Consider the following 17999-nt stretch of genomic DNA (forward strand, 5'->3'; position numbering starts at 1 on the left):
TCGGCAACCGATTTGGAGGCTTCCGTGACCACCACGTCCGTGAATCCTGACTCGTCCAGCGTCGACCAGCGTGATCCGGAGCTCCGGCTCCGGTCGCTGTTCGACGCCGGTTCGCTGCGGCTCGCGTCGCAGCGCGACGACTCCGGGGTGTTGTGGGCCCGTGGTGAGGTGGAGGGCACGCCGACGATCGCGTACGTCACCGACGCCACGATCATGGGCGGCGCGATGGGCGCCCTGGGCTGCCAGCACATCGTCGAGGCGATCGACACCGCGGTCCGGGAGCGGGTGCCGGTGCTCGGGCTGTGGCACTGCGGCGGCGCCCGGCTGGCCGAGGGCGTGGTGTCACTGGACGCTGTCGGCCAGGTCTTCGCGGCGATGGTGCGCGCCTCCGGGCGGGTACCGCAGATCTCCGTGGTGTTGGGCCCGGCCGCCGGTGGCGCCGCCTACGGGCCCGCGCTGACCGACATCGTGATCATGAGCGGTGCCGGCCGGATCTTCGTCACCGGCCCGGAGGTCGTCCGCAGCGTCACCGGCGAGCAGGTCGACATGGAGCGCCTCGGCGGCCCCGAGCCGCACGGCCGGCGCTCCGGCGTGGTGCACGTGACCACCAAGGACGAGGCATCGGCCATCACCGAGGCCCGCCGGCTCGCCGAACTGCTGGGTCGGCAGGGTCGACTCAGCCCGGCGGACATCCCCGCCGAGGCCGGGGCCGGGCACGACCTGGCCGCGCTGATGCCGGCCGAGCCCAACCGGGCGTACGACGTCAAGCCGGTGGTCAAGGCGCTGCTGGACGCGCCGGGGGTGGAACTGCACGCCAAGTGGGCGCCGAACGTCGTCACCACGCTGGGCCGGTTCGCCGGCCGTACGGTCGGGGTGATCGCGAACAACCCGCTGCGGCTGGGCGGCTGCCTCGACGCGTCGAGCGCGGAGAAGGCGGCCCGGTTCGTCCGGATGTGTGACTCGCTCGGCGTACCGCTGGTCGTGCTGGTCGACGTGCCCGGTTACCTGCCCGGACTGGGTCAGGAGTGGGACGGCGTGGTCCGGCGCGGCGCCAAGCTGCTACACGCCTTCGCCGAGGCCGTGGTGCCCCGGGTGACGCTGGTGACCCGCAAGGCGTACGGCGGCGCGTACATCGCGATGAACTCCCGCGCCCTGGGTGCCACCGCCGTGTTCGCCTGGCCCAACGCCGAGGTCGCCGTCATGGGTGCCTCCGCCGCGGTGCAGATCCTGCACCGCAAGAGGCTCGCCGCCGCACCGCCCGAGGAGCGCGACGCGTTGCGCGAGCGACTCGTCGAGGAGCAGACCCGGGTGGCCGGCGGGGTCAACCGGGCGCTCGAGATCGGTGTGGTCGACGACGTGATCACGCCCGGGAAGACCCGTCGCCGGATCGCCGAGGCGCTCGCGGGGGCTCCCGCCGCCCGGGGTGTACACGGCAACATCCCGCTGTGACAACCGGCGCGACGGTCGCGACCCTGGCCCGGACCCCGGACCGGGCGGTGACCGTCCCCCGAGCCGGGTACGCCCCGATGATAGGTTTCCGTCGGCCGAGTCCCGCCGCGCCCTCCCAGCGCGGCGGGAGTCGCTTTCCGGGACGGGTAGCCGAGGAGAAGCGCAGTTGTTGACAGCGATCAAGGGTCTGCTCGGGCACGAGGCGCTGTACGTCGCCCTGCAGAAGGGCCTGGGCGCGGACCGGCTCCGCTACCGGTGCCTGGACGAGCTCGGGCTCACCGACGGCGACACGGTCATCGACGTCGGCTGCGGTCCGGCCTACTACTTCGGGCGGCTGCCCCGGGTCCGCTACTACGGCTTCGACACCTCGGAGAAGTACATCGCGCACGCCCGCAAGCGCTGGGGCAGCGACCAGGCGGAGTTCCGCTGCGAGGTCTTCGGCGAGCAGCACCTGGCGGAGATTCCCCCGGTCAACGCGATCCTGCTGCTCGGCCTGCTGCACCACCTCTCCGACGCCGACTCCCGGCACCTGTTGCAGGTTTCCGCCCGGGCCCTCGCCCCCGGCGGCCGGGTGATCGCCGTGGACCCCACCCTGGTACCGGGACAGCACCCGGTCTCCCGGTGGATGTCGAAGAACGACCGCGGCGAGTACGTCCGGGAGCCGGAGGCGTTCGTCGCGCTCGGCCGTGAATCCTTCGACGACGTCGACGGCGAGGTCGTCGACGACGCCACCCGGATCCCGACGAGCCACTGGATGATGCGGATGCGGACCCCTGTGTTCGCCAGGGACGCCTCCTAGCCGTACCGCCGCGACAACGCTCCACCACCCCTCGAACACACCGAACACCCCGAAGAGGTTGACCATGACTGGACCGATCACCAACTGGGCCGGGAACGTCGACTTCGGTGCCAGCGCACTGCACCGGCCCGGGTCCCTGTCCGAACTCCGGTCCCTGGTGGCCGGCAGCGACCGGGTACGGGCACTCGGTACGGCACACTCCTTCAACCGGATCGCCGACACCACCGGCGATCTCGTCTCCCTCGCCGCCCTGCCGCCCACGGTCGAGATCGACACCGGACGGGCCACCGTGAGCGTCGCCGCCGGAATCCGGTACGGCGAACTCGTCGAGCGGCTGCACCGGGCCGGTTTCGCACTGCACAACCTCGGATCGCTGCCGCACATCTCGGTGGCCGGCGCCTGCGCCACCGCCACCCACGGTTCGGGCGTGGGCAACGGCAATCTCGCCACCGCCGTCTCCGGGCTGGAACTGGTCACCGCCGACGGCGACCTGGTGACGCTGGACCGGGACGCCGATGGCGACGAATTCCTCGGCCACGTCGTCGGACTCGGCGCGCTCGGCGTCGTCACCCGACTCACCCTCGACCTCGCCCCGGCGTTCGACATCGAGCAGTACGTCTACGACGACCTGCCCCGCGAGCAGCTCGACGAACACCACGCGGAGATCCTCGGCGGCGACTACAGCGTCAGCCTGTTCACCGACTGGGCCGGCCCACACGTCAACCAGGTGTGGCGCAAGCGCCGGGTGGTCGGCGCGGGCGACCTGGGCGCCCCGGAACGCTGGTTCGGCGCCACCCTGGCCACCGAGGCCCGGCACCCCGTACCAGGGATGTCGGCGGTGCACTGCACCCAGCAGCTCGGCGTTCCCGGGCCCTGGCACGCCCGGCTGCCGCACTTCCGGCTGGAGTTCACCCCCAGCAGCGGCGAGGAACTGCAGACGGAGTACTTCGTGCCGCGTCAGGACCTGGTCGGGGCGCTTACCGCGCTCGACGGGATCCGGGACCGCATCGCCGCCGTCCTACAGATCTCGGAGATCCGTACGATCGCCGCCGACGAGTTGTGGCTGAGCCCGGCCTACCGGCGCGACAGCGTGGCGCTGCACTTCACCTGGGTCAAGGACACCGGGGCGGTGCTGCCGGTGCTGGCGGCGATCGAGGACCGGCTCGCCCCGTTCGCCCACCGACCGCACTGGGGCAAGCTCTTCGTCACCCCGCCCGAGGTGGTGCGCGACCGGTACGACCGGCACGGCGACTTCGTGGCGCTGATGACCCGCTACGACCCGGCCGGCAAGTTCCGCAACGACATGCTGGACCGGTACTTCCCCGCCGCCGGTTAGCCCGCTACTTCCCCGCCGCCGGTTAGCCGCGCCGGCCGATCCACCACCGGCCGTCGACGGGGCCGCCCGGGGTCAGGGAAGCTGGTAGACGGCCATCCGGCGGTTCTCGAACCGCAGCCGGGCGAGTTGGCGCAGCGCCGGAGACTCCGGCCCGACCGACCGGTCCACCACGAGCCACCGTACGGCGTACCGGTCCCGCAGGTCGCGCAGTCCGGCCTCGGTGGGTGCGGTGAACGCCGCGTCGTTGCGCCGCAGCAGGTCCTGGTCCCAGAACGGGGTGTACGCCCCCAGCGTCGCCATCCGGGGCGCGAAGCCCCAGCCCTCGACCAGCACCCGGCGTTCGGCGTACGCACTGAGCCAGAACGAGCGCGAGTCGCACCAGCCGTTGACGACGGCCTGGCAGTGCACGTTGGTCGCCAGCACGTCGCCCGGAGCGCTGTGCTCCCGGGTCCAGCGGGCCGCGTCGATCCGGGACTTCGGCAGCGAGATCGGCGTGTACGCACCTCCGTTCGGCCACCGGGCCGACTTCTGCATGTCCATCACCAGGCCGGGTGCCCCGACCACCAGGACGGCGGTGAGCAGGGCGATCGCGCCTCGGCCCCGGAGTGCCGGAATGCCCTGGCTGGCCGGTCGCCACAGCCCGACGGCGAGGACCGCCAGCACGGCCAGCCCGCCGGACCACCACAGCAGTGGCTGGATCCAGTCCGACGGTGCTCCGACCGGGGCCGGTTCGGCGTACCGGAGCTGGATCGCGACCAGGGCGACGGCCAGGACCAGGGCGAACAGCCCCAGTGCCGCCCGGGAGCGCCGGGTCAGTTCGGCCCGCTCGGCGAGCAGCACGTACCCCCAGGCCGACAGCACCACCGCGAAGGTGAAGCCGGCCCGGGTGAAGTACTGGTTGGCGCCGCCGGGTTGCTGGAGCAGAAGGAAGAACGCCGGGCCGGCCAGGGTGCCGCCGAGCAGGAACCACTGCACCGGTTCCAGCCGGCCCCGGCGCAGCCAGAGCAGCGGGCCGATGCCCACCACCCGAAGTTGCATGTTGACTCCGAAGGCGGCGAACACCGCCGTCACCGCCAGCGCGCCGGCCCAGCCCGACCGGTCCGTCGGCGTCGCCCAGAACGGCTCCAGGCTGGCGAACGGCTCGACCTCGATGCCGTACGCCTTGAAGCGGTACAGCACCGCCGTGGCGAACAGTTGGGCGGCTGCGGCGGTCAGTCCCGCCCCGACCACCGCCCACGGGATCCGACGCGTCCGGACCAGCAGGACCACGGCGGTGAACGCGAGCGCGGCCCCCACCACCGGCAGTGTGCTGGCCTTCGCACCGCTGGAGGCGAACATCAGCAGTGGCACGAGGACGAACGCGCCCCGGCCGATCGGGGCGACCGGTCGATCGGCACGCCGGTCGACCAGATCGGCGAGTACGGCGATCAGCGCGATCAGCAGCACCCAGCTGTAGATCATCGACATGCCGTGCCAGATCACGAACGACGCCTGGGTGCCGAACGGCATCGTCACCGGGTCGGTGAAGTTGGTCTCGCCGAGAACGAAGAACAGGACGGCGGCGATCGCACCGACGTACGGCCGGCCGCTGACCCGCCAGCCCAGCACCGCGGTGAGCACGATCGCGGCGGCGCACAGGGCCGGGATGGTCAGCCGCAGCGCCACCACCGGCAGGTCGATGTGCCCGATCAGGCTGGTCGCCGCCATGTGCACGTACCCGAACCAGTGGTAGTCGAGCGGTTCCTGCGCGACCTGGGGCAGATGGATCGGGAACTGGTGCTTCGCCTCACCGGCCAGCGAGAGCTGGTAGGCCAGGTCGAGATACTGGCGCGTGCCGTCCGAGGTGGGCAGGATCGGGTTGCGTTCCAGGAAGGTGACCGACAGGTAGGTGGTGAAGAACGCGACCGCGCCGACGACGGACCACGACCAGCCGACCGGGGTGGGACGGTAGCCCCGGACCAGCCAGTTCCGGCGCAGTTTCGGTACACCCGCGAAGACCGCCACGATCGCCGCCGGCCACGTCCACAGCCAGTCGCCGAGGCCGAGTACGGCGTAGCCGGCCCAGGCGGGCAGTTCGAGCACCAGCCCGACGGCGGCACCCATCGCCACGTCCTCGACGAGCGTGTGCGGCCGTCGGCGCAGGGCCCGGTAGACCAGGGTGCCCGGCAGGATCAGCGCCAGCAGGACGTACCCCGCGTAGCGGACGAGGTCGAGCGGCGGGGTGTCGGCCGCCAGCAGCACCACGGCGAAGTAGCCGACCCCCACCACGAGCGGCGACCAGCGGCGCAGGGCACCGACCGAGGCCGACGTCGTCGAAGGAGAGGAGTCCACCACCGCCGGAGCGGTAACACTCACCAGCCGAAACCTTCCGTTCGCGACTGCGGGGCTCGCAGAACCGGCTCACTCCTCGCGCTCACCGTGCAGACCTTCGTTCGCGACTGCGGGGCTCGCAGAACCGGCTCACTCCTCGCGCTCACCGTGCAGACCTTCGTTCGCGACTGCGGGGCTCGCAAGACCGGCTCACTCCTCGCGCTCACCGTGCAGACCTGGCGGAGCCGTTCCGGGCCACCGGTGCTCCCACGCTGTGGACGAGCGGCTCACCGAGGTCTGGAGCCGGGTCCTCGACCAGGTCGGCGGTGTCCGAACCGACGAAGTAACTGGGCCGGCCCTGCACGGCGGCGTAGATCCGGGCGATGTACTCGCCGAGCAGCCCCAGGCAGAGCAGTTGGACCGCACCCAGGAACAGCACCGCGACGTAGAGCGAGGCCCAGCCGGTGACGGTGGAGTCGCGCAGGTAGGCGATGATCGCCAGCACCAGCATCACGGTGCAGAGCAGCATGCCGCCGGCACCGAGCCAGGTCGCCAGCCGCAGCGGTGCGCCGGAGAAGCTGGTGATGCTGTCGGTGGCCAACCGGACCATCCGCGAGAGCGGGTATTTCGTACTGCCCGCCGCGCGCAGCGAGCGGACGTAGCGCACCTCGCCGCTGGGGAAGCCGAGCCACGGCACCACCAGCCGGAGCACCGGACGACGCTCGGGCAACTCGCGCAGTGCCTCGACGGTCGCCCGGCTGAGCAGCCGGAAGTCGCCGGCCTGGGCCGGAACCGTGTTGCCGACGAGTCGGCGTACCAGCCGGTAGTAGAGGCCCGCCGTCGACCGCTTGAACACCGTGTCGGTGGACCGGTCGGCGCGTACCCCGTAGACGATGTCCAGGGTCTCGTCGCGAGCCAACCGCAGCATGTCGACCAGGACCTCCGGCGGATCCTGGAGGTCGGCGTCGATGCTGGCGATGTAACCGCCCCGGGCCCGGAACAGGCCGGCGGTCAACGCCGCCTGGTGCCCGCTGTTGCGCCGCAGCCGGATGACCCGCAGTTGGGGCCAGCCGCGCCGCAGTCCGACCAGGATGACCGGGGTGGCGTCGGTGCTTCCGTCGTCGACGGCGACCACCTCGTACGGCTCGCCGAGCCCGTCCAGCACCGGACGCAGTCGTTCGACCAGTAACGGAAGAACGCTCTCCTCGTTGAACATCGGCACGACCACGGACAGGGCCGGCTCCCGGCTCGTCACAGTCGTACCCCCCGTCCTCTGGATCTGCCGACAGCCGAACGCTACCAGCAGCGCAGGTGACCGATCTCACCAGCGCCGCACCGGCCCGGCCCCTCAGCTCGCCGGACAGCTCGATCTTGGCAGGCCGGTGACCTGCACCGGAGACCGCCCGGTCGGCTTGGCCCGCCCGGCGAGCACGTCCGCCAACGCGGTGATCGACACCGCCGTCGACGAGTACGTCGCCAGCAGCACCGGCGACCTGGCCCGGCCGAGAACGTACGGCGTGTCCATCGCCACCGTCACCGCCGCGTCGGCCCGCAGGTCGCTCGTACCGTCGTTGTAGCCGACCAGGTGCACCACCTTGCCGCCGGACGGGACCACCTTGACCCCCACCGCCCGCAGGGCCTTGATCAGTCGGTCCCGGCTGGTACCCCGGTCGTTCGCCGCGGTCACCGTCACCGGTCCGGTCACCGGCGCCGCGCCGCAGCCACCCCGCAGCATCGTGATCGCCGCCGCGGCGGCGCGCCGGGCGGCCTCCTGGTGACCTGTGCTGTTCAGCGTGCTCATCTCCGGCCGGGGCCGGTCGGCCAGCCGGAACTTCAGCGTCAGCACCCGGGTCACCGCCTCCACCAGCCGGGCCCGGGGCAGCGAGCCGTTCCGCAGCGCGGCCAGCACCCCGTTGTACGCCTCGGCCACGTTCGGCGGCATCAGCACGAGGTCGTTGCCGGCGTTGAGCGCCCGCACGGCGGTCTGGCCGGGCGGCTGCTCGGCGACCGCGGCCATGTCCATCGCGTCCGTCACCAGCACGCCGGTGAAGCCGAGTTCGGTGCGGAGCACGTCGGTGAGGAGCTTGCGGGAGAAGGTGGCCGGTATCCCGGGGTCCACCGCCCGGACGTCGAGGTGTCCCGCCATGACCAGCCAGGCCCCGGCGTCGATGCCGGCCGCGAACGGCGGCAGGGCGAAGGAGTCGAGCTGCTTGCGGTTCTGCTTCACCACCGGCAGGCCCTTGTGCGAGTCGGCGGCGGTCTGGCCGTGCCCCGGGAAGTGCTTGAGGGTCGCCGCGACGCCCGCCCCCTGCAGGCCCCGGACGGCGGCGCCGACCTGGTTCGACGCCGCCTTCGGATCCGAGCCGTACGACCGGGAGCCGATCACCTTGCTGTTCGCACCGAGGACGTCGGCACTCGGCGCGAAATCGACGTTCACCCCGAGGGCGGCGAGTTCGGTGCCGGCGCTGCGCCAGGCCGTCTCGGTGAGCGCGGGATCGCCGCCCGCGCCGAGGGCCATCGCGCTGGGCAGGTTGGTGACGCCCTCGGAGATCCGGGTGACCACACCGAACTCCTGGTCGATCCCGATCAGCGCCGGTACGGCACCGGCCGGCAGCTTTCCGGCGGCCGCCTGGAGGCCGGCGGTGAGGTCGCCTACCTGCTTCGGGTTGTCGACGTTGGTGGTCGGCTGGTTGGCCCCGGTCGGGTCGTCGGCGGAGAAGCCGACCAGGATCAACCCGCCGAGCCGGTACTTGGCGATCATCTCGGCCGGGGTCTGGACTCCGGCGAGCTTCCGGTTGCCGGCCGCCGACCCGCCGGACACCTTGGTGGCCGAGTTGCCGTAGGCGTACGGCATCAGCACCTGGCCGACCAGGTCCTCGTCGGCGAGGGTGGCGACCAGCTGGGCCGCCCGGGCCGCCGGGTCCGGCGGTGCGGTCGGAGCGGTGCTGGACGGCGACGACGGCGCGGGCACGCCCGTTGCGTCCCGGTCGGGCGTACCGGCGCAGCCGGAGACGATCAACAAGGCGATGGCGGAGAGCACGGCCGGAGCGCGCCGGAGGGAAGTCGACACGCCCGCTATCCCATCAGCCCGTTCCTGGCCGGGCAACTCGACCGTTGCCCGGCCGGGCTCAGCCGACCCTGGTGAGCAGGGTGACCGGTGCGCCGTCCCCGGCGTACCGGTAGGGCTCCAACTCGGCGTCCCAGGCCGTACCCATCGCCTTGTCGAGGGCGTGCGCGAGTGCCTCCGGGGCGCGGGCGGACTCCATGATCGATCGGAGTCGGTCCTCGCCGAGCTGAATGTCGCCGGCCGCCCCGGCGGTGGCGCGGAAGAGCCCCCGACCGGGCACGTACATGAACCGCTCCCCGTCGACGCCGGGACTCGGTTCCTCGGTCACCTCGAAACGGATCATGGGCCACTGTCTCAGGGCAGCGGCCAGCTCCGCGCCGGTCCCTGGCCGGCCGGTCCACCCACACTCCGCTCGACGGGCGGCCGGATCGACCGGCTGGCCCGTCCAGTGCAGGTTGACCGGCGCGGTAAGGACGCGCGCGATCGCCCACTCGACGTGCTGACACACGGCGAGTGGGGTCGAGTGGACGTATACGACGCCACGCGTTGGCACGGTGACCTCCCGGAGAGCGAGGTGCGTCTTCCCCTACGACCTCGCCTCACCGAACGAACTTCACCGAGCAATGTTGGAACACATGATGACGGTTGTGACGGATGGTACGCCAGGGATTCACGAAACTGCCCCGGGGGAATAGCCGTACCGGTGAGGGTAGTTGGACCCCATGTCAGCGGCGGTAGCCGACCGGTCATCACCGCTGTCGTGTAAAATTTGCCCGGCGGCGTCTGCCGCTCAAGTTCGGCCAGTACCCAAGCCGGGCGGCGCAACACATTTCCGGCGGCCCGCCGTCGGCTGTCCCCTCGGACCTTCCCGTCCTCCCGTACGTCATTCAAGGAGTCCCGCCGTGGCGAGCAACACGTCCAAGACCGCGCGCGCATCCGTCCGCGCCGGCCAGGCCGGTCAGGGTGGCGCCCTGAGCGTGCTCGGTGAGTTCAAGTACCTGATCCCGCTCAATGGCGGCAAGCACGCCTACGTGCGGAACCTGACCAACGGCAAGACCTCGCACCTGCGTACGGACTCCGAGGCGTTCGTCGAGGAGATCCGGACGCTGGTCGGTGCCGGTCACGCCATCAAGATCCGTACCGAGCTGAACAACCTGGCCGCCGCGTACCCGAGCGACGGCTGGGACACCTGCGAGAAGCGGCTGGTCGAGGCCGGCGTCTTCGAGGCCTGAGCCCGACCGGTTCACGTCCCACCGTTCGGCGACGCACCAACGCAACATCCGTGAACGCTCCGGCGCGGTTTCCCCGTGCCGGAGCGTTCACGCGTTCCCGGGTCGGGATGATTCACCGCCGGGCGGTGCGGGTACTCAACGGCCGGCGACGTGTTCCGGCAGGGAAGGTACGAGGAAAGCCGACAGATCCACCCGCCCCGTCGGAAACGTCGCATCGGGCAGGATTGTTACCCGTGGGTACGGCTTACCCCGGCGCGACGCGGAGGTGACCATGCCCGACCCCGGCTCGGTACGGCTGGCGGACGGCGTCCAGTTGCACGTCGACACGTCCGGCCCCGACACCGCCGGCCTGACGGTCCTGCTGCTGCACGGCTGGACCCTGGACGGGCGTACCTGGCACCGGCAGGTGGCCGCGCTGCGCGACGCGTTCGGCGAGGCGGTCCGCGTGGTCACCTACGACGCGCGCGGCCACGGCAGGTCCGGCCCGGCCACGCTGCACTCGGCCACCCTGGAGCGGCTCGGCGACGACCTGGCCGAGGTGATCGCCGAGGTGGCCCCGACCGGCCCGATCGTGCTGGCCGGACACTCGATGGGCGGCATGACCGTCATGGAGTACGCCCACCGGCATCCCGAGGACTTCGCCCGCCGGGTCGCCGGCCTGGTCTTCGTCTCCACCACCGCCGAGGGCCACACCCACACCGCCTACGGCCTGCCGGCGCCGGTCGCCCGACTGATCCGGATCGCCGAGCTGGCCGGTACCGGACTCCTGGCCCGGTGCGGCGGCTGGCGGACCCCCCTGCCACTGCTCTACGCGCTCCGCCCGACCCTGCGCTGGCTGCTTTTCGGCGACGTGTGCGAATCGGCCGACATCCGGCTCACCTCATCGGCGGTGGCCCGCGCCTCGCTGGTCTCGATCGGCGGGTTCCGCCCGTCCATCGGCACCCAGAGCCGGCTGGCGACCCTCGCCGAACTGGCCGAGCTACCGGCGGCGGCCCTGGTCGGCGACCGGGACCGGCTCACCCCGCCACCCTGCGCGGTGTCGATCGCCGAGGCGTTGCCGTCGGCCGAGCTGACGGTGTGTCCGGGTGCCGGACACATGCTCATGCTGGAACGGGCCGACGAGGTGACCGGCGCCCTGCTCTCGGTGACGCAGCGGGCGATGTCGCGGCCGGCGACGGTCCGGAAGACGGCGACGGTCCGGAAGACGGCGGCAGTTCGGAAGACGGCGACGGTCCGGACGGCGGCGGCAGTTCGGAGGACGGCGACGGTCCGGACGGCGGCGGCGCCGGCCGGGGCCACCGGACCGGTCGTCAAACAGCCACGACGACAGGAAGACCACAGCGCACCGTGCACCTGATGCACCTGATCCCCGGCAGCCCCACGACCAGCCACCGAGGCGGCGGGGACCGTGTCGAACGCGGCCAGCGTCACACCGCGGGCGGTCATCGTCACACCGGAGACGTCGGGCGGACCAGGCGCGGCGGAGCCGTGCCGAGCGGGCACGGCGTACCCTCGCTTCCTGGCAATTATGCGGCACCCGAGCGGCCGGACCGATGGTCCCGGACGACGGCGTGGCCAGATATCGATCTCCGGGAGCATTCGCGTTGACCGACCACACCACGCTGCGGCAGGAGATCGAAGCCGAACAGCGCCATCTCGATCGGGTCTACACCCGGCTGGCGCAGCTACGACGCTCCGCCGAGCTGGCCGAGAAGGACGGGTACCAGTTGGCCCGGGTGGGCAACTTCGGCGCGCTGGTCGAACGCGACGCGATGGTCTTCCACGCCGCCCGGCGGCGGCACACCCTCGACGCGGAACACGAGGGACTGGTCTTCGGCAGGCTGGACCTCCGATCCGGACAGGTACTGCACATCGGCCGGCTCGGCGTACGCGGCGAGCACGCCGAACCACTCGTGATCGACTGGCGGGCACCGGCCGCCGCCGCCTTCTACCAGGCCACCGCGGCGGACCCGCGGAACGTCGTACGGCGTCGGGTGATCTCGTCCACCGGCGAGCGGGTGACCCGGATCGAGGACGACCTGCTCGACCCGGCGGCGGCACCGGACGGGATGCGGGTGGTCGGCGACGGCGCCCTGCTCGCGACGCTGTCCCGAACCACCGGCCGGGGAATGCGCGACATCGTCGCCACCATCCAGCGGGAGCAGGACGAGGCGATCCGCTCCCCCGCCGGCGGCGTGACCATGGTGTCCGGCGGGCCGGGCACCGGCAAGACGGCGGTGGCCCTGCACCGGGCCGCCTACCTGCTCTACTCCGACCGCAACCGGTTCGCCGGCGGCGGCGTACTGGTGGTCGGTCCGTCCGCCGTCTTCGTCGAGTACATCGCCTCGGTGCTGCCCTCGCTGGGCGAGAACGCCGCGACCCTGCAGTCGCTGGGTTCGATGTTCGACGGGGTGACCGCGAGCCGGACCGATCCGGCGGCGGTCGCCGCGATCAAGGGATCGCTACGGATGCGCCAGGTGCTGGAGCGGGCCGCCCGGGACCAGGTTCCGGACGCACCCGGCGAACTGCGGCTGCTGTACCGGGGCGAACTGCTCCGGCTCACCGCCGCCGAACTGGAGACGATCCGGACCCGGGCACTGCCGCCGGGCGCCCGGCGCAACGAGGTACGCCGGGCCGGCTTCGACGGGATCTTCCACGCGCTCTGGTCCCAGGTGCAGCGGCTACGGGTCGGTCGCCTGCCCGACCAGCGGACCTTCGAGGACGAGATCGCCGAACGGTCCGAGTTCCGGGACTTCCTCCGGGCCTGGTGGCCCCGGCTGCACCCCCGGCACGTGCTGGCCTGGCTCGCCCGGCCGGAACGGCTGCGCCGGTACACCGCCGGCCTGCTGTCGAACGCGGAGTTCCGGCTGCTCGCCGACGCGTACCGGACGATGGGCACCGACCGGTTCAGCGTCGGCGACGTGGCCATGCTCGACGAACTCGACAACCTGCTCGGTCGACCGGCACAGCCGGCACGCCGCAAACGGGACCCGTACCAGCTGATCGGCGGGGTCCGCGAGGTCACCACCTACGCGGACCGGCAGCGGGCCAGCCGGGCCGGGCGCGACGGCGAGCGGCCGTCGGACTACCGCGAGTACGCCCACGTGGTGGTGGACGAGTCCCAGGACGTCTCGCCGATGCAGTGGCGGATGCTCGGCCGTCGAGGCCGGTTGGCCTCCTGGACGGTGGTCGGCGACCCGGCCCAGACCGCCTGGACCGGCGACCCGGCCGAGCTGTCCCGGGCCCGGAACAAGGCCCTGGGCCGGCGCCCCCGGCACGAGTTCACGCTCTCCACCAACTACCGCAACTCGGCGGAGATCTTCGCGGTGGCGGCACGGGCGATCCGTGAGGTCTTCCCCGACCTGCCGCTGCCCGTCGCGGTCCGCAGCACCGGGGTGCAGCCGGTGGAACTGACGGTGCCGGCCGCCGACCTGCCCGAGGCGGTACGCGAGGCGACCACGAAACTCCTCGCGGAGGTCGAGGGAACGGTCGGGGTGATCGCCCCGGTACCGCGCCTGGCCGAGATCGTCGACTGGCTCGCCACCACCACCGACCCCAGACTCCAGGTGGTCGACACCATGCAGGCGAAGGGCATGGAGTACGACGGCGTCGTGCTGGTCGCCCCCGCCCAGATCCGGGCCGACTCCGCTGCCGGTGGCCGCACCCTCTACGTAGCCCTCTCCCGGGCCACCCAGCGCCTCACCACCATCGACGAGATGTAAGGAAGGGCCCCTTCTTATCGCTTTTTGTATAAGAAGGGGCCCTTCCTAACCGTCCGGTCAGGGGCGCGGAACCGCCACCGCCGTGTAGGGGGTGGCCGGGGTCGGTGTGGTGGTGAAGCGGGCATTCGGCAGGTAGAGCCGCCGGCCGTACGCCGCCACCGTCGTCGGTACGTCGAATCCGGTGTCGGTGATCCGGCCGACCACCCGACCCGAGTCACCGGACCGGTCCAGCCGGAGCACCGCGAGCGTGTTCAGCCGGTTCTGCACCACGTAGAGGGTCCGCCCGTCGAGCAGCAGGCCGTCCCCGTTGGGAAGCAGTTCCGCACCAAGGTCGACGGCCCGGGTCACCCCGGTCGCCGGGTCGACCCGGAACAGCAGGCCGGTGCTGGACTGCACGATCAGCAGAGCCCTGCCGTCCGGGGTCCGGGCGATCCCGTTGGCGTTGATTCCGCTGCCGTAGACGATGTCGCCGCTCAGCGGCACCGGAACGACGCCGTGGGGCGCCGGCAGGGCACCGTGCCGGCCCAGCGGCACCCGGTAGAGCACCGGGTTGGTCGAGTCTGTGAACCAGGCCGCGTCCGGCGTGAGCACGACGTCGTTGACGAAACTCGGCCGGTCGGTGAACCGGTAACTGGCCAGCAGCCGTCCGGTCCGGGTGTCGACCACCCGGCCGTCCCCGCCGGACCCACCGGCGACGAAGAGCCGGCCGCGGGCGTCGACCTTCATGCCCAGGGACGGGGTGCCCGGCCCGGCGTTGATCACCTTTCCCCGGCCGGTGAGCAGGTTGGCCCGGTAGATCGCCCCGGTGGCCCGGGATCCGAAGTACGCGTACGGCAGCGCTCCGATCGCGATCCCCTCCGGCTGGAAGCCGGCGGGCAGGTCGATGGTCGATGGCCCGAGCGAGGTACCGGCCCCCGCGTTGGCCGGCGCGGCGGCGCTGGTGGCCACCGACAGGGTGGCGGCTACCAGGACGTGGATACGTCGGCGGCGACGCATTGAGGGCTCCCTTCACGCACCCGGGCCGGCTCCGCGCCGCGGGCCCGGACCGGTCGGCGGCCTCGGCCGGTCCGATCCGGTCCACACCTCGCGACCCGCGACCGCCGGGCATCGACGAGTGTCACCTGGAACAGCCTCCGATGATGCCAGGTACCGAGCTGTCCGCATCTCGACATCTCGATCGCTCGCCTCGACGGCCCGGTCCCGGTGACACTGTCCGGATGCGGCCCGAGCCCGGTGACACCGCCCCGATGCGGCCCGAGCCCGATGACACCGCCCCGATGCGGCCCGAGCCCGATGACACCGCCCCGATGCGGCCCGAGCCCGATGACATCCGTCCGCACCGGGCCGAGCCCCGCGACGACTTGCGGATGCCGTCGGAGTGAACCGGCCGCTGCTCCGCCTCGCCCTGGCCGGTCTGCGCGCCCACGCCGTACGGCTCGCCCTGACCGGCTTCGCGGTGGTGGTGGCGGTCGGCTTCCTCGCCGGCACGCTCGTCTACGGGGACACGGCCCGCTCGGCGTTCTACACCGACCTGGCCCGCTCGGCACGGAACGTGGACGTGGTGGTGGAGCCGGAGACCGGGCTCGTGCCACCGGCGGCCGTCGAGCGGATCCGCGCCGTGGACGGGGTGGCGGCGGTGGACGGGCGGGTGGTCGCCTGGCTCGGCGTACTGGACCGGAACGGTCGGCTGATCGAGAGCCAGGAGCACATCGGGTACGCCCTGTCGGTGCCCGGCGTCGCCGCGCTGGCGCCGTACGACCTGGCTGCCGGCCGGCTGCCCCGGGCGCCCGGCGAGATCGCCGTGGACCGGGCGACGGTGGCCGGCGCCGGATTCGTACCGGACGGGCCGGTGACCGTGCTGGACCAGGCCGGCGCCGCACACCGGATGCGGCTGGTCGGCGTACTCGATCTCGGGGTGAACCGGCTCTTCGGCGGGTCCGCGGTCGCCGCGCTGAGCCCCGCCGACCTGGGAACGCTGACCGGCACCACCGACTACGCCCAGGTGGTGGTCAGCGCGGCCGACGGCACCGATCCGGTCGAGCTGCGGGACCGGGTGGCCGCCGTGGTGGGCCCCGGGCACGAGATCATGACCGGGGCCGAGCTGCGGGACCGGCTCGCCCGGCAGGCGGCGAAGTACGTCGACGGCTTCCTCGCGGTACTGCTCGGCTTCGGCCTGGTCTCGCTGACCGTATCGGCGTTCGTGATCTACAACACCTTCGCCATGCTGGGCGCCCAGCGCGCCCGGGAGCTGAGCCTGCTGCGCTGTGTCGGTGCGTCCCGGCGGCAGGTGACCGGCTTCGTACTCCTGGAGGCGGGCATCCTCGGCCTGCTGGCCTCGCTCGGCGGCCTACTGGCGAGCCTGCTCGTCGGGTACGGCCTGATCCGGGGCCGGGAGCTGGTGGCCTCGGACATCCCGCTGCACGCGCCGGTGGTTCGCTGGCCGACGGCGGCGGTCGCGCTCGGCTTCGGCATCCTGGTGACCGTCCTGGCGGCGCTGGTCCCGGCGCTGGACGCCGGTCGGGTGCCGCCGCTGGCCGCGCTGCTGGCCCGGGACACCATCGAGGCCGGTGCCGGGCGGGGGCGCCGGCCTCGTCTCCGGATCGCGTTCGCCGGCACGCTGACCGGGGTGGGCGTGCTCGCCGTCCTGGCCGGACTGCCGCTGGCCTTTCCTGGTCTGCCGCTGGTGCTCGGCGGCGGCATGGTCGTCCTCCTCGGTGCGGTGGTCGCCGCGCCGCTGTTGGTTCCCAGGGCGGTCCGGTTGGTCGGCTGGCTGCCCGCCCGGATCTTCGGCCCGGTGGTACGGCTGGCGGTCGCCAACGCCCGCCGCAACCCCCGCCGGGCCGCGGCGACGACATCGGCGCTGGCCATCGGGGTGGCCCTGATGGCGATGTTCAGCGTGCTGCTGGCGACCGCCCGGGACCAGGCCGGACGCGAGTTGACCGAGAACTTCCCGGTGGAGTTCGTGCTCGACCGGGTCCGGACCGACGGCGATCCCTCGGCGGTACGCGGACCGCTGCCCGCCGGGCTGGCGTCCCGGCTGCGGGCCGACCCGGCATTCGCCACGGTGGCCGAGGTGCGTCGGGCCACCGCCGCGCTGGACGCCGGGATCCGGATCTGGGCGGTGCCGCCCGAGCAGTTCCACGGACCGATCCGTCCCGAGGTGACCGCCGGCGACCTGGCCGGGCTGGGCTCGGGGACGGTGGCGTTGAATCGGCAGTTCGCCCAGGAGCGCGGCCTCGGGATCGGTGATCGCCTCGCCCTGGAACCGTCGGGCCCGCTGACCGTGGTCGCGCTGTACGACGACGCGCCCACCGACGGCGCAGCCCTGGTCGCCTGGCCACAGTTTCTGGCCACGTACGGCGTCGGGGAACCGGACCGGCTCCTCGTCGACCTGGCGCCCGGGGTGTCGACCGCCGCCGGTCGGCAGTCCCTCGACACGGTGCTGGTCGACTATCCGGCGGTCCGGGTCCGTGGCCTCGCCGACCAGGCGGACGCGCTGTCGGCGACCCTCGACGAACTGCTGGGCATCTTCGCGGCCCTGCTCGGCATGTCGGTGCTGATCGCGGTACTGGGGATCGGCAACACCCTCGCGCTGTCGGTGGTCGAACGTCGCCGGGAGTCCGCGACCGTCCGGGCACTGGGCCTGTCCCGCCGGCAGTTGATGGGCATGCTGCTGGCCGAGGCGGCACTGGTCGCGGCGGTCGGGGCGCTGTCCGGCATCGTCCTGGGGGTCGGCCTCGGCGTGGCGGCGGCGGTGGGCCTGATCGGCAGCTACGGGCACGGGCTGCCGGTCGTACCGGTCGGCCAGCTCGCGCTCTGCGCGGCGCTGGCGGCCACGGCGGCGGTACTGGCCAGCCTGTTTCCGGCCCGGCGCGCCGGCCAGGCGCCGATCGTCTCCGCCCTCTCCGACGACGGATAACGGGCCGAGGTCCGACGACGGATCGGGCCGAGGGTACGGAGCAGGCCACTTCTTATCGTTTTCTGGATAGGAGGGGTCCCCGGCCAACCCGCGGCCGGCAGTATCGACAGCGGGGTGGGGCCGAGCGAGGAAGGGTGTGCGGGTGGGGGCAGGTCATGACCACGG

General features: G+C 72.5%; 11 protein-coding genes and 1 pseudogene. 7 read left to right on the forward strand and 5 right to left on the reverse strand.

All coding sequences use genetic code 11. The features are described from left to right. Positions 1–24 precede the first annotated feature (24 nt). The 3 genes from I0C86_RS26905 to I0C86_RS26915 all read left to right on the forward strand — a co-directional run bounded on the left by I0C86_RS26905 (position 25) and on the right by I0C86_RS26915 (position 3584). The gene (locus I0C86_RS26905) at positions 25–1449 is read left to right on the forward strand and encodes an acyl-CoA carboxylase subunit beta (RefSeq protein ID WP_196204077.1); all 1425 of its coding nucleotides are present in this window, start codon (positions 25–27) and stop codon (positions 1447–1449) included. Positions 1450–1618: 169 nt separating this feature from the next. After that, on the forward strand, positions 1619–2248 hold the full coding sequence (locus I0C86_RS26910) for a class I SAM-dependent methyltransferase (protein ID WP_196204078.1): 630 nt from the start codon (positions 1619–1621) through the stop codon (positions 2246–2248). Positions 2249–2312: 64 nt separating this feature from the next. Next, positions 2313–3584 carry an FAD-binding protein gene (locus I0C86_RS26915; protein WP_196204079.1) on the forward strand — a complete coding sequence of 424 codons (1272 nt, stop codon included), beginning with the start codon at positions 2313–2315 and terminating at the stop codon, positions 3582–3584. 72 nt (positions 3585–3656) lie between these two features. On the opposite strand, the gene I0C86_RS26920 is transcribed toward I0C86_RS26915, so the two are convergent. The 4 genes from I0C86_RS26920 to I0C86_RS26935 all read right to left on the reverse strand — a co-directional run bounded on the left by I0C86_RS26920 (position 3657) and on the right by I0C86_RS26935 (position 9514). After that, positions 3657–5939, reverse strand: coding sequence for a hypothetical protein (locus I0C86_RS26920; RefSeq protein WP_196204080.1), 2283 nt, complete (start codon positions 5937–5939; stop codon positions 3657–3659). Between the two features lie 178 nt (positions 5940–6117). Further along, positions 6118–7149 carry a glycosyltransferase family 2 protein gene (locus I0C86_RS26925; RefSeq protein ID WP_323373870.1) on the reverse strand — a complete coding sequence of 344 codons (1032 nt, stop codon included), beginning with the start codon at positions 7147–7149 and terminating at the stop codon, positions 6118–6120. A 93-nt stretch (positions 7150–7242) separates the two neighbouring features. Further along, the gene (locus I0C86_RS26930; RefSeq protein WP_196204081.1) at positions 7243–8964 is read right to left on the reverse strand and encodes a glycoside hydrolase family 3 protein; all 1722 of its coding nucleotides are present in this window, start codon (positions 8962–8964) and stop codon (positions 7243–7245) included. A 58-nt stretch (positions 8965–9022) separates the two neighbouring features. After that, positions 9023–9514, reverse strand: coding sequence for a DUF3145 domain-containing protein (locus tag I0C86_RS26935; protein WP_196204082.1), 492 nt, complete (start codon positions 9512–9514; stop codon positions 9023–9025). Between the two features lie 349 nt (positions 9515–9863). On the opposite strand from I0C86_RS26935, the gene I0C86_RS26940 reads away from it, so the two are divergent. The 3 genes and pseudogenes from I0C86_RS26940 (at position 9864) to I0C86_RS26950 (ending at position 13915) form a co-directional block, all read left to right on the forward strand. Beyond that, positions 9864–10193, forward strand: coding sequence for a hypothetical protein (locus I0C86_RS26940; RefSeq protein ID WP_196204083.1), 330 nt, complete (start codon positions 9864–9866; stop codon positions 10191–10193). A 271-nt stretch (positions 10194–10464) separates the two neighbouring features. Further along, positions 10465–11367: pseudogene (locus tag I0C86_RS26945) on the forward strand (alpha/beta fold hydrolase); the annotation flags it as partial. Between the two features lie 430 nt (positions 11368–11797). Beyond that, positions 11798–13915: a HelD family protein gene (locus tag I0C86_RS26950; RefSeq protein WP_196204085.1), complete on the forward strand. Its 2118-nt coding sequence runs from the start codon at positions 11798–11800 to the stop codon at positions 13913–13915. A gap of 57 nt (positions 13916–13972) precedes the next feature. Here the strand turns inward: I0C86_RS26950 and I0C86_RS26955 are convergent, their stop codons facing one another. Next, positions 13973–14911 carry an SMP-30/gluconolactonase/LRE family protein gene (locus I0C86_RS26955; RefSeq protein ID WP_196204086.1) on the reverse strand — a complete coding sequence of 313 codons (939 nt, stop codon included), beginning with the start codon at positions 14909–14911 and terminating at the stop codon, positions 13973–13975. A 382-nt stretch (positions 14912–15293) separates the two neighbouring features. Here I0C86_RS26955 and I0C86_RS26960 point away from each other — a divergent pair, with 382 nt between their 5' ends. After that, positions 15294–17834, forward strand: a complete 2541-nt coding sequence (locus tag I0C86_RS26960; RefSeq protein WP_196204087.1) for an FtsX-like permease family protein — start codon at positions 15294–15296, stop codon at positions 17832–17834. Positions 17835–17999 lie beyond the last annotated feature (165 nt).

Origin of the sequence: Plantactinospora alkalitolerans (genome assembly GCF_015690345.1) — a bacterium.
GTDB classification, from domain to species: domain Bacteria; phylum Actinomycetota; class Actinomycetes; order Mycobacteriales; family Micromonosporaceae; genus Plantactinospora; species Plantactinospora alkalitolerans.

Excerpts from the sequence above, each read along its gene's own strand:
- I0C86_RS26915 (WP_196204079.1), top strand. The coding sequence starts at position 2,313 with ATGACTGGACCGATCACCAACTGGGCCGGGAACGTCGACTTCGGTGCC.
- I0C86_RS26955 (WP_196204086.1), bottom strand. The coding sequence starts at position 14,911 with ATGCGTCGCCGCCGACGTATCCACGTCCTGGTAGCCGCCACCCTGTCG.